Raw genomic sequence first — 15232 nt, 5'->3', positions numbered from 1 at the left:
AGCACTGGTAGCACCTTGCTGTCGTCCGTGGACGAGCCGAACACCTCGCGCCAGGGCGGGTTCGCCGAACCCAGCCCTTCCGCCCTGCTCCTGCTGGGGCAGGGCCGTGACCTCGCGTCCGAGCGCGGGGTCGAGTGCGTGGGCGAGCTGCCCGCGCCGAGCGACCCGGACCTCGTGGAGCGCGCCCGGGTCGCGCGTGCCGCGCTGGGCGAGCGGGCGTTCGTGCTCGGTCACCACTACCAGCGCGACGAGGTCATCGACTTCGCCGACGTGACGGGCGACTCGTTCAAGCTCGCGCGCGAGGCCGCGGCGCGGCCCGAGGCGGAGTTCATCCTCTTCTGCGGCGTGCACTTCATGGCGGAGAGCGCGGACATCCTCACGTCCGACGCGCAGCAGGTCGTGCTGCCGGACCTCGCGGCCGGCTGCTCGATGGCGGACATGGCGGCGATCGACCAGGTCGAGGACGCGTGGGACGTGCTCGAGGAGGTCGGCATCGCCGACTCGACGATCCCCGTGACGTACATGAACTCCTCGGCCGCGATCAAGGCGTTCACGGGTCGGCACGGCGGCACGGTGTGCACGTCGTCGAACGCGGAGGTCGCGCTCCGCTGGGCGTTCGACCAGGTGGGCGGGGTGGACGGCACGGGCAAGGTGCTGTTCCTGCCCGACCAGCACCTGGGCCGCAACACGGCCGTGCTCAAGCTCGCGATGTCGCTCGACGACTGCGTCGTGTTCGACCCGCGCAAGCCGAACGGCGGCCTCACGGACGCCGAGCTGCGCGACGCGCGGATGATCCTGTGGCGCGGGCACTGCTCGGTGCACGGGCGGTTCTCCGCGAAGAACGTGAGCGACATGCGCGCCGCGGTCCCGGACGTCAACGTGCTGGTGCACCCCGAGTGCAAGCACGAGGTCGTCACGGCGGCGGACTTCGTCGGGTCGACGGAGTACATCATCAAGATGCTCGACGCCGCGGAGCCGGGCTCGTCGTGGGCGATCGGGACCGAGCTCAACCTGGTGCGCCGCGTCGCGCGCGCCCACCCGGACAAGCAGGTGCACTACCTCGACTCGACGGTGTGCTTCTGCTCGACGATGAACCGGATCGACCTGCCGCACCTCGTGTGGGCGATGGAGTCGCTCGTCGCGGGGCGCGTGGTGAACCGGATCGTCGTGGACGCCGACGACGCGCACTGGGCGCGCGTCGCGCTCGACCAGATGCTCGCCCTGCCGGGCATCTAGCGCCGGACGGGGGCGAGGTCCCTCGAGCAGCCGGGGGCACGCGGAGGTAGGCATGAGCACCGGGAACGGCATGAACGTCGGCATCTTCGTGTTCGACGAGGCGGAGGAGCTCGACGTCGCCGGGCCGTTCGAGGTGCTGTCCGCGTGGGCCGAGCACTCGGCGCTCAAGCCGCACGTGTCCACGTTCTCGTGGGACGGCGGCGGCGTGCGGCTCGCCAAGGGCCTGCGGCTGCTCCCCGACCGCTCAGCGGACGACGTCGGGCCCCTGCACCTGCTCGTCTACCCCGGCGGCTGGGGGACGCGCTCGCTCCTCGCGGACCGCGTGCACCTCGAGTGGCTGCGCGCGATGCGCGCCCAGACCCCGGTCATCGCGAGCGTGTGCACGGGCTCGCTCGTGCTCGCCGCGGCGGGGCTGCTCGCGGGGCGGCCCGCGACGACCCACTGGGAGCACTACGACGAGCTCGCCGAGATCGACCCGAGCATCGTGGTCGACACCGAGGCGCGGTTCGTGGACGACGGCGACGTCGTCACGTCCGCCGGCGTGTCCGCGGGGATCGACATGGCGCTGCACCTGGTCGCGCGCCTGGAGAGCGACGACGTCGCGCGCGCCGTGCGCCGCGGCATCCAGTACGACCCCGACCCGCCGGTCTGAGGCGCGCGTCGTCGCGACGCCCGCGGGATCAGGCTCCGGCGACCTCGGTCCGGCTCGCCGGGTGCGTGTAGCGGCCCGAGCGGTGCGCCCAGACGTCGAAGACGACGGTGCAGAACGGCGGGATCGTCGCGGCCAGGGCGAGGAACGTCGTCCAGAGCGACCAGCGGACGCGCACGGCGACGAGCAGGGCGAGCGCCACGTAGACGAGCACGAGGGCGCCGTGGACCGGGCCGAAGATCTCCACGCCGCGCTCCGTGGTCCCCGCGACCCACTTGAGGTACATCCCGACGAGCAGCCCGGCCCAGGAGAACGCCTCGGCGATCGCGACCGCGCGGAAGGCGCGGACCTGCCACGGGTGCGCCGGCGCGGGCGACCCGGTGTCGGCGGTGGCGGTGGGGCGAGGGGCGGGGCTCGTCGTCGTCACGGCGCGCATCCTCGCACACGCAGATGACAGGGCCGCCCGGGACTCCTGCGGCGGAGGTACCTGATACCGCTGGTGCGAGGTAGTAGCCTGCCCGGGTGACCCGCCAGATCCAGCTCCTCGTCGCCAGCACGCTGCCCCGCAAGGCCGTGCCGGGCCGCGGCGTCCTCGAGCCGTCCGTCACCCGCATGCGTGTGCACCCGGGCGACCTCGACTTCTACCTGCACGTCAACAACGGTGTCTACCTGCAGATGATGGACGTCGCGCGCAGCAACTTCATCGCCGACCTCGGCGGGTTCCCCCTGCTCAAGGACAAGGGCTGGTACCCCGTCGTCGCCGCGTCGACCATGAAGTACCGCCGCTCGCTCCAGCTGTGGGACCGCTTCGAGATCGCGACGCGCGTCCTGGGCTGGGACGAGCGCGTCGTCTACCTGGAGCAGGTGTTCTCGCGCGGCGGCGACCTGTGCGCGCGCGGCCTCGTCGCGGGCAGGTTCCTCGCGCGCGGGTCCGGCGACCGGATCGCCGCGCCCGACGTCGTCGGGCTCCTGGGCGGCGACGTCGTCTCTCCCGAGCTCCCGGACGACGTCGCCCGGTGGTCCCGGGCGGTCGACGTCGCGCACCGCGGCTGACCACCCGGCACCCTGGTCCCGCGCGGGGGTCGGGTGCTTCGATGGCTCGGTGACCGACCGAGCACCTGACCCCGATCCGCACCCGGACCGCCCCGCCACCGACCCGTTCGACGCGACCATGGTCCCGGCCCTGCCCTGCCGGGACATCGACGAGCTGCGCGACTTCTGGACCGCGCTCGGCTTCGACGTGACCTACCGCCAGCTCCGGCCCAACCCGTACCTCGCGGTGCGCCGCGGCGGCGTGGACATCCACTACTTCGGGCTCGACGGGATCGAGCCGCAGGACAGCTACAGCACGTGCATCGTCGTCGTGGAGGACACGGCGCCGGTCTTCGAGGCGTTCGCCGCGGGGCTGCGCGCGCGCTACGGGCGGCTGCCGCTCACGGGCTTCCCGCGGATCACCCGCCCACGGCGGCGCGCGAACGCGGGCGGCACGACGGGCTTCAGCCTCGTGGACCCCGCCGGCAACTGGGTCCGCGTGATGCGCCGCTCCCCCGCCGCGGCGGCGCCGACCACGGACGCGGCCGGGGCGTCCGCCGTCGACGCCTACGCCGCCCGCCCCGCGGGGCGGCTCGCGCGGGCGCTGGACGACGCCGTCGTGCAGGCCGACTCGCACGGCGACCCCGTCCAGGCGCGCAAGATCCTCGCGGGCGCGCTGCGGCGCGCCGGGGACGACGCCGACGCCGCCGACCGCGTGCGCGCGCTCACCTACCTGGCCGAGCTCGCCGTCCGCGCGGGCGACCCCGACGCGGCCCGCACGCACCTCGACGACCTCGACGCGCTGGTGGGCGCCCTCGCCCCGGCGGTGCGCGACGCCGTCGGGACGACCCTCGCCGAGGCCGCCGACCTGCGGGCGGCGCTCCCCGGCTGACCGGGCGAGCGCCGCCGCGCGCGGACCGCGCGGTCCCGGGTCAGGCGGCCGCGCCGCCGAGCCGGGCGAGCAGGAGCGCCTCGGCGAGCACGACCTTCTCGAGCTCGCCGAGGTGCACCGACTCGTTGGCGCCGTGCGCGCGCGAGTCCGGGTCCTCGACGCCCGTCACGAGGATCGCCGCGTCGGGGAAGACCTCGAGCAGGTCGGCGATGAACGGGATCGACCCGCCCACGCCGATGTCGACCGGGTCGGTGCCCCACGACGTCGCGAACGCCCACCGCGCCGCCCGCATCGCGTCGGAGTCGCCGGGGGCGAGGAACGGCTTGCCCTGCTCGCCGTCGCGCACGGTGACCCGGGCGCCGAGGGGCGCGTTCGTCTCGAGGTGCGTGCGGAGCGCGGCCATCGCGGCGGCCGGGTCCTGCCCCGGTGCGAGCCGCACCGAGAGCTTCGCGGTCGCGCGGGGCGTCAGGGTGTTGGACGCGTGCGCGACGCTCGGCGCGTCGAGACCGATGACGGCGATCGCGGGCTTGGTCCAGAGCCGCCCGGCGATGCTGCCCTCCCCCGCGAGGACCGTGCCGTCGAGGAGCGACGAGTCGGCGCGGAAGTCGGCCTCGGCGTAGTCGACCGTCGGCTCGGCCGCCGTGACCAGCCCGGGCACGGCGACGTTGCCCGCGTCGTCGTGCAGCGTCGCGACGAGCCGCGCGAGCAGCGTCACGGCGTCGAGCACGGGACCGCCGAACATGCCCGAGTGCACCGCGTGGTCGAGCACGGCGACCTCGACCTCGCAGTCGACGAGGCCGCGCAGCGACGTCGTGAGCGCCGGCACACCGATCTTCCAGTTCGACGAGTCCGCGACGACGATGACGTCCGCCGCGAGCAGGTCGCGGTACTGCGTGAGGAAGGGCAGGAACGTCGGCGAGCCGACCTCCTCCTCGCCCTCGACGAACACCGTCACGCCCACCGGCAGCTCGCCCAGCTCGGCGAACGCCCGGAGCGCGCCGAGGTGCGCCACGACGCCCGCCTTGTCGTCCGCCGCGCCGCGTCCGTACAGGCGCCCGTCGCGCTCGGTCGGCTCGAACGGGTCGGACTCCCACGCGGCGGCGTCGCCCGGGGGCTGCACGTCGTGGTGCGCGTACAGGAGGACGGTCGGGGCGCCGTCGGGCGCAGGACGGCGCGCGACGACGGCGGGCGCACCCTCCGTACCGTCGGCGGCCCGGGCGCGCAGCACCTGGACCTCGGGCAGGCCGGCGTCGCGCAGGAGCGCTGCGACGGCGTCGGCGCTCGCCGCGACGTGCGCCTGGTCGAACGCGGCGTTCGACACGCTCGGCACGCGCACCAGGGACTCGAGGTCCGCACGCAGGGCGGGGAACAGGCGCGCGACGGTCTCGCGGAGCGTGGTCGCGAGATCGGGGCCGGGCGCGGTACCGGGCGTCGTGCCCGGCGCGGTGCCGGGCACAGGGACGGTGGGTTCGGGTGAGTTCGTCACGACGAGCACCGTACGACACCGCGCGCGGGCCGGTCCTGGGGGGGCGGCGTCCGGCACTGCCGCGGCTCGACTACGCTGGTGGGGTGTTCTCCCGCAACAAGCCCGCCGCGACGCCCGCCCCCGACCCTGTCGAGCAGGCGGCCGAGATCGAGCAGGCCGGCAAGGGCCGCCCGACGCCCAAGCGCAAGGTCTCCGAGGCCGCGAACAAGCGACCCCTCGTGCCGAACGACCGTCGCGCCGCCGCCAAGTCCGCGCGGGAGAAGCAGCGCGAGATGCGCGACCGCCAGTACCAGGCGATGCAGACGGGCGACGAGCGCTACCTGCCGCCGCGCGACAAGGGCCCGGTCAAGCGCTACGTGCGCGAGTTCGTCGACGCGCGCTGGAACCTCGGCGAGTTCTTCCTCCCCGTCGCGCTGGTGTTCATCGTCTTCTCGTTCCTCACCGCGCAGAACCAGGACCTCGCGTTCCTCACGGTGATGACGCTCTACGTCATCGTGCTGCTGACGGTCGTGGACGGCTTCATCATGTGGCGCCGGCTGCGCAAGCGCCTGCTCGCGAAGTTCGGCGAGATCCCCAAGGGCACGACGATGTACGCCGTCATGCGGGCGTTCCAGCTGCGCCGGGCGCGCCTGCCCAAGCCGACGCACAAGAAGCACGGCGTCTTCCCGGAGTGACCCGGAGCGGTTCCTGAGGCAACCGTCCGGCGGTTAGGTTGAGCCCATGGTCGACTACCGCTACCTCGGCAACTCGGGTCTCAAGATCTCCGAGATCACCTACGGCAACTGGCTCACCCACGGCTCCCAGGTCGAGAACGACGTCGCGACGGCGTGCGTCCACGCGGCGCTCGACGCCGGCATCTCGACGTTCGACACCGCAGACGTCTACGCGAACACGAAGGCCGAGCAGGTCCTCGGCGACGCGCTCAAGGGACAGCGTCGCGAGTCGCTGGAGATCTTCACGAAGGTCTACTGGCCGACCGGCCCCGGCGGCCCCAACGACACGGGCCTGTCCCGCAAGCACGTCATGGAGTCGATCAACGGCTCGCTCCAGCGCCTCGGCACCGACTACGTCGACCTCTACCAGGCGCACCGGTACGACACGGAGACGCCGCTCGAGGAGACGATGCAGGCGTTCGCGGACATCGTCCGGCAGGGCAAGGCCCTGTACATCGGCGTCACGAAGGGTTGTTAGGCGCCTTACGCCTACGAACGGTCCTATACGCCCGTGAGCAGCGGTGACACGGTATGCGCGGATCGTTGGAGTTCCAGCACTTCGGTCGCGACAGGCGACCGCCCTCGACGAGGGAGCATGCCGAAGATGCCCACACTCTCCGTGACCGAGGTCACGCGCGGCTGAGCCGACGAAAGAGCTAGCAACTCCCCCGGCCCCAGAAACGCCCCCAGCAGACCCGCCTACCGTGACGCGCTCACGACCGACCACGGAGGCATCCCATGGACACGATCACCACGACACAGGCGGACCGCATCGCAGCCCGCCGCGCACGCATCGTCGCGAAGCACCGCGCCGACGCCAACGCCGCCGAACAGTCCGGCGACCACGAGGGCGCAGCAGCACTCCGCACGCTCGCAGACTCCGCACACCGCGCCTACACGCGCGCACGCGTCGACGCCAGGATCGGACGCGCATAGCGTCAACCCCTGCGAGGCGTCACACGGCGCCACTTCTCGATATCCCGCGATCACATCGGCGTAGATCGCGGGATTCGTCATGTTCGGGAGGGGTTCGACGCAAAACCCGAACACAAACGGGAAACAGATGCTCTGGCAGACGGCGATCTCAACTCAAAAAACTAGCAAGTCTTGAAATCCGTTTGCGGTCGTCGAAATGACATCGCGAGATAGATCCGTAATTCTGGTCGACTACGCGCCGTCGGAGGAGAGGTCCTCCTGCATGTGGTAAACGAGCAACTCGTATGTGGCTTGAAGGTCGGACAGTCGTTGTGGAGTTGATTTCGACCAGCCGTCGCCCGCGTCGAGCGCCCGGAGTTCCGTTTCGAGAGCTTGTGCCTCATAGCCGATTTGCGCGCGCCCGACGACTCGAACCGTTGCGAATGCCGCAGCGCTGTCGTGCCACAGGGTGTCGGAGCGACCGATCGGTCCAAGGTGAGACAGCGAACGGTCCAGTGTTAGCTCGTCCTCGTTGGTCCCTCGCCTGATGAGTTTGTCCACCCAGCGACCCGCAACCGTCGCTAGTTCGGCATACGCGACGCGGCGTTCGTCGAGCAGGTGGGCTCGGCGCGCGGCTTCGATGTCACGGTCTGCCTGCTCGCTTCGTTCTGCCGCTGCTCGCTTGTCGCGTCGGTCCTGGGCGCGCAGGTTGGCGAGCGTGCCCCAGAGACCGGCGATGATGCCTGCGAGGCCGAGCACGCCCGAGACGACGAGGGGCAACCACTCGCGTAGTTCCATGGTGCGGAGCGTAACCGTCTGCTCCACCGGCATCCATCCATGCGGTCGCGCCTCAAACTGGGATGTCGAAGCCGAGGTCACGACGCATCATCGCGAATAGGTCGCGCTGAATCTCAAGCCTTCGCGTTTCGCGTACGCTAAATTCCTCGTCGCTCAACCTCTTCGGAGCATTGTGAATAATTGCCCCAGCTTTCGGGTTCTCGCTGAAGAGTATGTCCATGGAAGACGTCTCCTCGTACGTACGCCAAACATGACGCGTGTACTCGCGAGCGAGGTCGGTAATGGCCTCTGGAGCGAGGAACTCCAACTCTCGAAGCGCAGACCTCATCCCGTCACGCGCCGCGAGCGCTCGATCGACGCTCTCGAAAATACGCTTGGACGTCTTGTTCCACGGCAATTGAGTCATGCGCCAGTAGAGTTCGTCGAAGTCATCCATTGCTCCGCGTAGTTTCGTATACGCTTCCCGCTTTAGGTCGAGCCAGTGTTCCTTCCGTCGATCCTGCCTGCTCCTCCCCTCATAATCCAGTGCGTCGAGGCGTCGTTGACTCTCACGCTCATCCTCGCGGCGACCAGATGTGCGGACGACGTAGATGCTCACAAGCGGGCTGACGATCACGGCGACCAACGCAATCCAGTTCGCAGCGTTCATGACGGGGAGCGTACCCGCCGACGGACCGGCCGCTACCGCCAGGGCAGATCGTCGGTGTGGAGGTCCCAGACCTGCCGCTGCTCTGCGATGCTTGCGCCCTTGCGTCGTGCGCGCTCGACCATGACACGCGCCTTGGCGTTCCATCGCCCGTGCAGCATGGCTTCCATCTTGACGTCTCGCTGGAGCTTGGCGTCTTCGTCGGCTCTGATCTGGGCCGGGGTGCGTGGCGGGATTAGGAGTTGGTCGCGGCTGGGTGTGACGCGCGGGGCCGTGTGTCGTGGCCGGGTCGTCTTCGTCGCGGTAGCGGCGCGCAGGGGAAGGACCATGCGTGGCGTGGTCGTGAGGGGGACGTCGTTGCCGTTCTCGGTCATGCCGATGATGACGGCGCCGTCATAGGCGGGCAGGTCGACCAGTGAGACGTGCGCGAGGTCGGCGCGCGTGACTTCGCGGATACTGCCCGGCAGGTCGCGGAATTGGCCGTTGAAGAATCCGATGGAGACGCCGCCGTAGGTTCCTTCGCGCGTGTTTTCGAATGCGGACCGCCCTTCGGGCGTGTTGAAGAATCGGAAGGTGCCGAAGAGTCCCGCCTCGGTTTCGGTGAAGAATGTGGCGCGCGCGACGGGGCGGCGCTTCTCACCGTCGAGGTGGGAGTCTGTGAGGCGGATTCTTCCCCAGTGCGCGGGTCCGGCGTTGACGAGGTGCGCGAACGCGTCGTCTGCGAACTGTTCGCCCTTGTGGCCGGGAATGTCGACGGCGTACGTGACTTCGCCGTACGGGACGCACAGGACGTCGAGGGTGCGGACGGGCGGGGTCGTGCTCGTGCCGGTGGCGGGTGGCCGGTCCAGGGTGACGGTCATGATGCTTCGCCTCTCGTGACGGTCGGGCATTGCCGGTCTGTTCGGTTGTTCCCTGGTCCAGAGAATGCGTCCCGTCACGTGGAGCTAGGCGACGACGCCGACGATGTCGCGGTTCGCCCAGTCGTCGGCGAACGCGGCAGCCGCGGCGGCGCGTGTACGGCCGTCGGGTAGCACGGTCGCGCCGAGCATCGCGACGGTGAGGACGGGCGCACAGTCCGCGCACGCGTGCACGACCTCAGGCACGGCCCGGGATACGCGAGTGTCGTAGCGGCGACCTGTTCGGACCTTGACCATCTGGTACGACTCGAGACGCTGCCCGCACACGGGACACGGGGTCTTGCGTGCTTCGTCCTGGGCGGCGCGGAGCTTGCTCGTCTGGTGTTGGTGCGCGGCGCGGAGCCGGTGCATGTGCGCCCACTTTGTGTAGGGCGCGACGCCGACGCCGCGGGGAATGGCCGTGGCGTGCATTTCCTCGGTCGCTTCGGTTGCGGCGTAGACCGCGCGCAGATGCGGGGGTACCCAGAACGGGTCGTGCTCGTCGGCGCGCCATTCGGTGCCCGGGTATCCAGCCGGTGGGGTAATCGTCTTTGTGCTCATGAGTGAATCTTCTCCTCATTCTCCGGATTGGGCGAGGGTCGGGTTTTCTATTCCGCGAGTCCGTGCGCGCGGAGTATGGCGAGAGTCGGGCAGGATTCTTCGTGCCTGATCCAGACGTCGAGAATTCCCGAGTCGTTCGGGTTCTCGGTGACGATGTCGTGCGAGTTGCAGTCGGGGCAGCCGGTGATACCGGCTTCGAGTGCGCGCCGGGTGGCGTCGTCGTGACTGCTCGTGCTCATGGGATGAGTCCTGTTCGTCGTCGGGAGTGTAGGAGCTTCGGGTGCTTTCTGATCCGCCCTGCACCCCTAGGGGGGTGTTGTTTCTGTCGTTTTGTAGTTTTCGGGAGACAACAAAACAACACTTACAACACACCCCTAGGGGGGTGGGGGCGGTGCGGCGTAGAGTCCGCGCTCCGCGTGCGTGAGTACCTCGCGCTCGACGGCGCGTCGTAGATACGTCCCGGCGGTCTTGGCGTCGATCCCAACTGCTGCTGCGACCTCGGCGGGTGTCACAGGCCCGTCGGCGGCGAGCACGTGAGCGATGACGTCGCGTGACCGTGAACCGACCCCGGCTGTCGCTCGGACTGCGGCTGCGGCTGCGGCGGCGTCTGCGAGGTCGCCGTCTCGCAGCGTCCACCGGCCCTGGTCGATGTCGACGGCGTACTCGTGTTCGGGCACGTCTCGGCCGGTGACTTTCAGCAGCGCGGCGGTCTCGTTGCGCTTGCGGTCCAGAACGACGATGAAGTCGGCTGCCCCGGCCAGGCCGTGCGTGCCGGACACGGCGTCCACGAAATCCTCGCTCGACGCCTTGCGGTCGTGGTGAACGATGATGACGGCCGAGCCGGGGTGCTCGTCGGCTAGCCGCTTGAACGTCCCAACCACTCGGTAGTCACGTTCATAGGCGGACTCGCCGCCCAGGGCGGGCGGCATGACCTTACCTAGCGTGTCGATGATGACGACGCCGCGCGGGTACTGGTCGAGCCAGGTCGCGACGAGGCCGCGCACGTCGGCGGGCGGGGGCGGGATCGTCACGTAGTCGAATCCGTCGGGGATGGGTTGTCCGTCGAGCAGGCGTCTGCACCGGTCTTGGATGCGCCGGTCGCTGTCCTCCATCGCGAGGTAGAGGACACGGCCTTGCTCGACGCGGACGCCGCCGAGCGCGGTGCCGCCGTAGGCGATGGCGAGCGCGATGCCGAGCGCGGCCCATGACTTGCCTGCCTTGGGGGCGCCGATGAGCAGGCCCAGCCCTTCCGGCATGATGCCGTCCACGACGAACCGTAGCGGCGGGAACTTCCTTCCGTTGAGGTCGGCGCCGTGCTTGACGAGGCTGAGCAGGCGGTCCCGTTCCGCTGCTGGCAGGCTCGCGGCGTACGTCTCGACGGTGGAGGTCTCGGTCTCGACGGTGGTTTGGGCGGCGGTCGGTGCGGACGCCGCCACCCTGTCCCGGGTAACCGACTGAACCGTCAGAACCGACGAACCGGCAGCCTCGGTGCTCGCCGGGACGGGTACGCGCACGAGGGGTTCGCCGGCCTGTCGGGGTTGACCGTCGACCGGTACGGGTCCGGGATCGGACCACGGGTCGTCGTCGCGTCGTCGCGGCAAGCTCCCGATCGGTGTTCCGTACGGGAGGGGTGACGTCTGGTCGTTCATGGGCTGCTCACCTGGTCTCGTCGTCGGTGCTCGGGGAGCGTGGCCCTGGTCCGGACAGGAACGGCGGCAGGCTGGACGCGATGCGTAGGACGCGTCCGATCCCGGCCGCGGTCGAGCAGCGCAGCACGGCCAGGCGCAGGTCCGCGCTCTCGGGTTCGGGCAGGGTGTCGGCCTCGTCGAGCGCCGCCGTGAGCGTGTCGAGCACGAGCAGCCGCGCGCTGCCGGTCGTGTCGGGCAGGAACGTTCCGTGTTGCCGGACGTGCCAGCCCTGCCCGGGGATGAACCGCAGCCGGTCGCCGTGCTGGTCGAGCAGCCGGTACGCGATCCGGTCCGCGCCGGTGCGTCCGGTGTCGTGCGCGCGCCAGACGTCCTCACGCGTCCGTTCCGCTTTCTTCCGGGGCGTCACGACCTGCTCCGTCGCCGTGCCTGCGTCGTCGCAGCGTGCGCCCGCATCGATGCCTCGATGGGCGCGAGGACCTGACGACCACGGGCCGCACGCTCGCGGTCGCCCCGGCGCTCGCAGACCTCAACCCAGGACGGCCCAGAGGCGATCTGGGCGACCCTACGGCCCGTCTCGTACATCGTGACTTGCCGGGGCGTGAACAAGTCTGTAGCGGCGATCCACGGCGCCCTGGGGCGGTCCTCGCGGTCGTGCTTCCCGACGCCCAACAGCCGGTTTAGCTCCTGGTGCGCGCGTCGCCGGTCGTCGATGCGCCGCGCCTTCGCGCTCGCCCGTGCGGCCGCCCGGTCCCTCTCCGTCCGTGAGGCACGGATCGCGGCTACCGTGACAGGCGGAGCGTCGCGACCGCTCATCGCGCGCTCAACGGGAATGATGTCCTGGGTTCGGCGGGCCGGAACTTTCTCAGCCGGTGAGTTCCGGTCCGCCGTCCCGCCTGTCACGACGCACCGCCCGTCGACTCGTCAAAGTTGAAGCCAGCCATTCGCAGCGCCGCAATCTGACTCGGGTTGAGCGGCGGGGCCTCCGCGACGGTCTCCCGGAGCCATTCTTGATACTTCGGCGACGAGCGCCACGCTTCGATTTCTCGGTCCTGCTTGCTCATTTTTTCGACGGGCGCGAAGGCGTCGCCCGACGCGATGGCAGCCGAACGCGTCTCGACATTCACGGGCGTTTTCGTGTGTGCGTCGAGCCACGCCGAAACGCTGGCCCGGGAGTACAGCGGGCGACCTCCTACACGGACGACGGGAGGGCCACTGCCCTCGCGCTCCCAACGGGCGACGGTGCCCGGAGACTTGCGGACGAGCGCGGCGAACTCCGCCCGCGTCATCATCACCTCTTGCGAGATATCGGCTACGTCGAGTCGCGTCGCTCCCATGACTTCCCCTCCGCTTTCGTAATGGCTATCGCACGGATTTGCGCTGGGTCGATCATGCGCGTCCGGCGACGACCATTCAAGAGTGGGAGATTCGATGCTCGGGGTCCCCGAGAGCCGACGCGAACGTAAACGACGTCATACGACGTTCGGTAGCGTCAATTGGAGTGCCAGGAGGTGCCAGAGGGCGTCAGCCATCACGCTTCGTTCACGAAACATTCACACACGCAGCCGCGATCTGACGGGAGACGCCGCGCGCGCTCGACCGTCCCGCGGTTGTGGATATGTGGATAACCCGTCAGATCGTCCAGTCAATGTCGACGTGACGTCGCGGATCGTCATTCGCCGCGCCACCCTTGACGCTCCCCCGGCCGATCACGACCACGCGCGGCACCATCACCGACCGCACCGCGTCACGCCGCTGGGCGAGGTCCATGCTGTTCCACACGGCGGACGCGTCCCCGCCCGTGAGCGCGAACGCTGGGTGCGTCCCCGTCGTTGCGCTCACCCGGCGAGCGATGTCGTCCATCTCCGCCGTCAACCGCTCCGACTGCTCGCGCACGGCGTCCGCGCCCAACAGCCCTTCCGCGAGCAGCGCCGCGAGGTCATCGCGGCGATGACGACGCTCGTCGTAGTCGGCGCGCAACGCGTCCACGTCCACTCCCACGGGAGCGAGCAGCGCGGCCGCGTCGGGTGCGCTCATACGCGCCAGCAGGGCATCCGTGACCGCGACGTCGACCACAGCACACTTACGCGTCAGGTGATACTCGGGGCACCTGTAGACCGACCAGCGCCTCTCCCCGGACGACGCACCCGCCCCCTTCAGCGGAGCGTCGCACACTCCACACCGCGCGATGCCCGAGAGCAGGTGCTTAGCGGCGTTCGACCTCGTGCTACGTCGCGACGGGTCCGTCAGCAACTCCACCAACCGCTGGTGCGTCTCGTCGTCGAGAATCGCCGTCCAGTCACCCTCTCCGACATCGTCCCCGAGATACACGTTCCGTCCCGCGTGACGAGGATTGAGGAAAACGCGCCGCACATACCCGTTACGCCACGGCACCCCGCCCGTCGTCAGTAGCCCGCGCTCATTCCAGTCACGAGCGACCGACGCGAGCGACGCGCCCCCAAGGACCGCCGCCGCGCCCTCCCGGATCGCTTGCGCTTCCGCATCCACGATGACGACCGCGCCGTCCGCGCCCCGGTCGTACCCGAACGGGCGACGAAGCCACCGCGCCACCCCCTGCGACGCACGCTGACGGTTCGCCGCTCGCTGGCGGGCACTCTTCCGCTCGACTTCGGCGCGGGCGAACGACGCCATGACTCGTGCCATCAGTCGTCCCGTGTCGGTCGAGAGGTCGACGTCGCCCGTCACGGTCGCGAACTTGATACCCGACGTCTCCGTCACGGCGATGACGTCTTCCAGGTCGATGATGCGACGCGTCAGACGGTCCATGTGCCACACGATGACGTAGTCCGTCGCGCCCGACCGGATGCGGTCCAGGAGCGTTGAGTACGCGGGACGAGCGACCCCGGTCGATGCGCTCACGTCGTTGTCGATCAGCTCCTCGACGACGTCCCAGCCCCGCGCCTCGGCGAGCGCGCGGCACTCTGCGATCTGACGAGCCACAGCCGCGCCCTCTCCTGCACGATCGAGCGACTGTCTGGCGTAGATGACTGCACGATTCCTCTTCATAAACGTAAGGCTACTAGTGACCATTCGGCGTGTCCGAGTGGACCGCCGACCAGATCCGCGCCGGCGCCGCGCTCGCGAAGGAGCTGGGCTTCCAGCTCATCTCCTCCCAGCCGCAGTACTCGATGCTGTGGCGCGTCATCGAGGACGAGGTCGTGCCGACCTCGCGCGAGCTGGGGCTGTCCCAGATCGTCTGGTCCCCGATGGCCCAGGGGGTGCTCTCGGGCAAGTACCTGCCCGGCCAGGCGGCCCCTGCGGGGTCGCGCGCGGCCGACGAGAAGGCAGGCCGCGGCGGCATCAGCCAGTTCATGTCGGACGACGTCCTCACGCGCGTGCAGGGCCTCAAGCCGGTCGCGGACGAGCTGGGGCTCACCATGCCGCAGCTCGCCGTCGCGTGGGTCCTGCAGAACGACAACGTCGCGGCGGCCCTCGTCGGCGCGTCGCGGCCCGAGCAGGTCGCCGAGAACGTCAAGGCGTCGGGCGTCACGATCCCCGCCGAGCTCCTGGCGCGCATCGACGACGTCCTCGGGGACGCCGTCGAGCGCGACCCGGGCAAGACCGCCGAGAACGCGCCGCAGACGCGCGTCGTCTGAGTCCGGCGCCCGCGCGCGGCGACGGCCGACAGCGTCGTGGTCGGCGGCAGCCTCGCCAGCGTCGACGACCACCCGTGGGTCGTCGCCCTCGGCAGCCGCGACCGGTTCGGCAGCGAGCGCTCCGGCCAGTTCTGCGGCGGGGTGG

17 protein-coding genes and 2 pseudogenes are annotated in these 15232 nt (G+C 70.0%); 8 read left to right on the top strand and 11 right to left on the bottom strand.

The window, feature by feature from the left end; genetic code table 11:
- The first annotated feature begins 27 nt into the window (after positions 1-27).
- Positions 28-1236, top strand: a complete 1209-nt coding sequence (gene nadA, locus ACFC2L_RS13670; protein WP_375824956.1) for a quinolinate synthase NadA — start codon at positions 28-30, stop codon at positions 1234-1236.
- A 52-nt stretch (positions 1237-1288) separates the two neighbouring features.
- Positions 1289-1888, top strand: coding sequence for a DJ-1/PfpI family protein (locus tag ACFC2L_RS13665; RefSeq protein ID WP_064316583.1), 600 nt, complete (start codon positions 1289-1291; stop codon positions 1886-1888).
- Positions 1889-1916: 28 nt separating this feature from the next.
- On the opposite strand, the gene ACFC2L_RS13660 is transcribed toward ACFC2L_RS13665, so the two are convergent.
- Positions 1917-2312, bottom strand: coding sequence for a DUF3817 domain-containing protein (locus ACFC2L_RS13660; RefSeq protein ID WP_375824838.1), 396 nt, complete (start codon positions 2310-2312; stop codon positions 1917-1919).
- A gap of 95 nt (positions 2313-2407) precedes the next feature.
- Between ACFC2L_RS13660 and ACFC2L_RS13655 the strand changes: the two genes are divergently transcribed.
- Together ACFC2L_RS13655 and ACFC2L_RS13650 are read left to right on the top strand one after the other, a co-directional pair.
- Complete coding sequence (locus ACFC2L_RS13655) at positions 2408-2938, top strand: acyl-CoA thioesterase (RefSeq protein ID WP_375824837.1); 531 nt, start codon at positions 2408-2410, stop codon at positions 2936-2938.
- A gap of 49 nt (positions 2939-2987) precedes the next feature.
- Complete coding sequence (locus ACFC2L_RS13650) at positions 2988-3809, top strand: hypothetical protein (RefSeq protein ID WP_375824836.1); 822 nt, start codon at positions 2988-2990, stop codon at positions 3807-3809.
- A gap of 40 nt (positions 3810-3849) precedes the next feature.
- On the opposite strand, the gene ACFC2L_RS13645 is transcribed toward ACFC2L_RS13650, so the two are convergent.
- Positions 3850-5265 (bottom strand): dipeptidase, encoded by a 1416-nt coding sequence (locus tag ACFC2L_RS13645; protein ID WP_375824955.1) that lies wholly within the window; start codon positions 5263-5265, stop codon positions 3850-3852.
- A gap of 113 nt (positions 5266-5378) precedes the next feature.
- Here ACFC2L_RS13645 and ACFC2L_RS13640 point away from each other — a divergent pair, with 113 nt between their 5' ends.
- The 3 genes and pseudogenes from ACFC2L_RS13640 (at position 5379) to ACFC2L_RS13630 (ending at position 6944) form a co-directional block, all read left to right on the top strand.
- Positions 5379-5969 (top strand): DUF3043 domain-containing protein, encoded by a 591-nt coding sequence (locus ACFC2L_RS13640; RefSeq protein WP_375824835.1) that lies wholly within the window; start codon positions 5379-5381, stop codon positions 5967-5969.
- Positions 5970-6015: 46 nt separating this feature from the next.
- A pseudogene (locus ACFC2L_RS13635) lies at positions 6016-6477 on the top strand (aldo/keto reductase); the annotation flags it as partial.
- Positions 6478-6746: 269 nt separating this feature from the next.
- Positions 6747-6944 carry a hypothetical protein gene (locus ACFC2L_RS13630; RefSeq protein ID WP_375824834.1) on the top strand — a complete coding sequence of 66 codons (198 nt, stop codon included), beginning with the start codon at positions 6747-6749 and terminating at the stop codon, positions 6942-6944.
- Between the two features lie 231 nt (positions 6945-7175).
- On the opposite strand, the gene ACFC2L_RS13625 is transcribed toward ACFC2L_RS13630, so the two are convergent.
- The 9 genes from ACFC2L_RS13625 to ACFC2L_RS13585 all read right to left on the bottom strand — a co-directional run bounded on the left by ACFC2L_RS13625 (position 7176) and on the right by ACFC2L_RS13585 (position 14497).
- Positions 7176-7721, bottom strand: coding sequence for a hypothetical protein (locus ACFC2L_RS13625; protein WP_375824833.1), 546 nt, complete (start codon positions 7719-7721; stop codon positions 7176-7178).
- A gap of 52 nt (positions 7722-7773) precedes the next feature.
- A complete protein-coding gene (locus tag ACFC2L_RS13620) occupies positions 7774-8370 on the bottom strand; it encodes a hypothetical protein (RefSeq protein ID WP_375824832.1) in 597 nt (198 codons plus the stop codon).
- A gap of 32 nt (positions 8371-8402) precedes the next feature.
- Entirely contained in the window at positions 8403-9227 is an 825-nt protein-coding gene (locus ACFC2L_RS13615; RefSeq protein WP_375824831.1) for an HK97 family phage prohead protease, read from the bottom strand.
- Positions 9228-9311: 84 nt separating this feature from the next.
- Positions 9312-9824, bottom strand: coding sequence for a hypothetical protein (locus tag ACFC2L_RS13610; protein ID WP_375824830.1), 513 nt, complete (start codon positions 9822-9824; stop codon positions 9312-9314).
- Positions 9825-9871: 47 nt separating this feature from the next.
- On the bottom strand, positions 9872-10063 hold the full coding sequence (locus ACFC2L_RS13605; RefSeq protein WP_375824829.1) for a hypothetical protein: 192 nt from the start codon (positions 10061-10063) through the stop codon (positions 9872-9874).
- Between the two features lie 135 nt (positions 10064-10198).
- Positions 10199-11473, bottom strand: a complete 1275-nt coding sequence (locus ACFC2L_RS13600) for an AAA family ATPase (RefSeq protein WP_375824828.1) — start codon at positions 11471-11473, stop codon at positions 10199-10201.
- Positions 11474-11480: 7 nt separating this feature from the next.
- Positions 11481-11879, bottom strand: a complete 399-nt coding sequence (locus ACFC2L_RS13595; protein ID WP_375824827.1) for a hypothetical protein — start codon at positions 11877-11879, stop codon at positions 11481-11483.
- 490 nt (positions 11880-12369) lie between these two features.
- On the bottom strand, positions 12370-12807 hold the full coding sequence (locus tag ACFC2L_RS13590) for a helix-turn-helix transcriptional regulator (protein WP_375824826.1): 438 nt from the start codon (positions 12805-12807) through the stop codon (positions 12370-12372).
- 295 nt (positions 12808-13102) lie between these two features.
- Positions 13103-14497, bottom strand: a complete 1395-nt coding sequence (locus ACFC2L_RS13585; RefSeq protein WP_375824825.1) for a recombinase family protein — start codon at positions 14495-14497, stop codon at positions 13103-13105.
- Positions 14498-14523: 26 nt separating this feature from the next.
- Here ACFC2L_RS13585 and ACFC2L_RS13580 point away from each other — a divergent pair.
- A pseudogene (locus ACFC2L_RS13580) lies at positions 14524-15087 on the top strand (aldo/keto reductase); the annotation flags it as partial.
- Positions 15088-15232 lie beyond the last annotated feature (145 nt).

It is taken from the genome of Cellulosimicrobium sp. NPDC055967 (assembly GCF_042269845.1).
GTDB lineage: Bacteria > Actinomycetota > Actinomycetes > Actinomycetales > Cellulomonadaceae > Cellulosimicrobium.
The sequence above is the reverse complement of the archived record's forward strand: the minus strand, read 5'-3'. Positions and strand labels throughout refer to the sequence as shown.

Bases quoted from the DNA above. Each gene is read 5' to 3' on its own strand.
- ACFC2L_RS13600 (WP_375824828.1), bottom strand. From the start codon at position 11,473: ATGAACGACCAGACGTCACCCCTCCCGTACGGAACACCGATCGGGAGC.
- ACFC2L_RS13610 (WP_375824830.1), bottom strand. From the start codon at position 9,824: ATGAGCACAAAGACGATTACCCCACCGGCTGGATACCCGGGCACCGAA.
- ACFC2L_RS13665 (WP_064316583.1), top strand. From the start codon at position 1,289: ATGAGCACCGGGAACGGCATGAACGTCGGCATCTTCGTGTTCGACGAG.
- ACFC2L_RS13590 (WP_375824826.1), bottom strand. From the start codon at position 12,807: ATGGGAGCGACGCGACTCGACGTAGCCGATATCTCGCAAGAGGTGATG.
- ACFC2L_RS13615 (WP_375824831.1), bottom strand. From the start codon at position 9,227: ATGACCGTCACCCTGGACCGGCCACCCGCCACCGGCACGAGCACGACC.
- ACFC2L_RS13585 (WP_375824825.1), bottom strand. From the start codon at position 14,497: ATGAAGAGGAATCGTGCAGTCATCTACGCCAGACAGTCGCTCGATCGT.
- ACFC2L_RS13605 (WP_375824829.1), bottom strand. From the start codon at position 10,063: ATGAGCACGAGCAGTCACGACGACGCCACCCGGCGCGCACTCGAAGCC.
- ACFC2L_RS13620 (WP_375824832.1), bottom strand. From the start codon at position 8,370: ATGAACGCTGCGAACTGGATTGCGTTGGTCGCCGTGATCGTCAGCCCG.
- ACFC2L_RS13625 (WP_375824833.1), bottom strand. From the start codon at position 7,721: ATGGAACTACGCGAGTGGTTGCCCCTCGTCGTCTCGGGCGTGCTCGGC.
- ACFC2L_RS13630 (WP_375824834.1), top strand. From the start codon at position 6,747: ATGGACACGATCACCACGACACAGGCGGACCGCATCGCAGCCCGCCGC.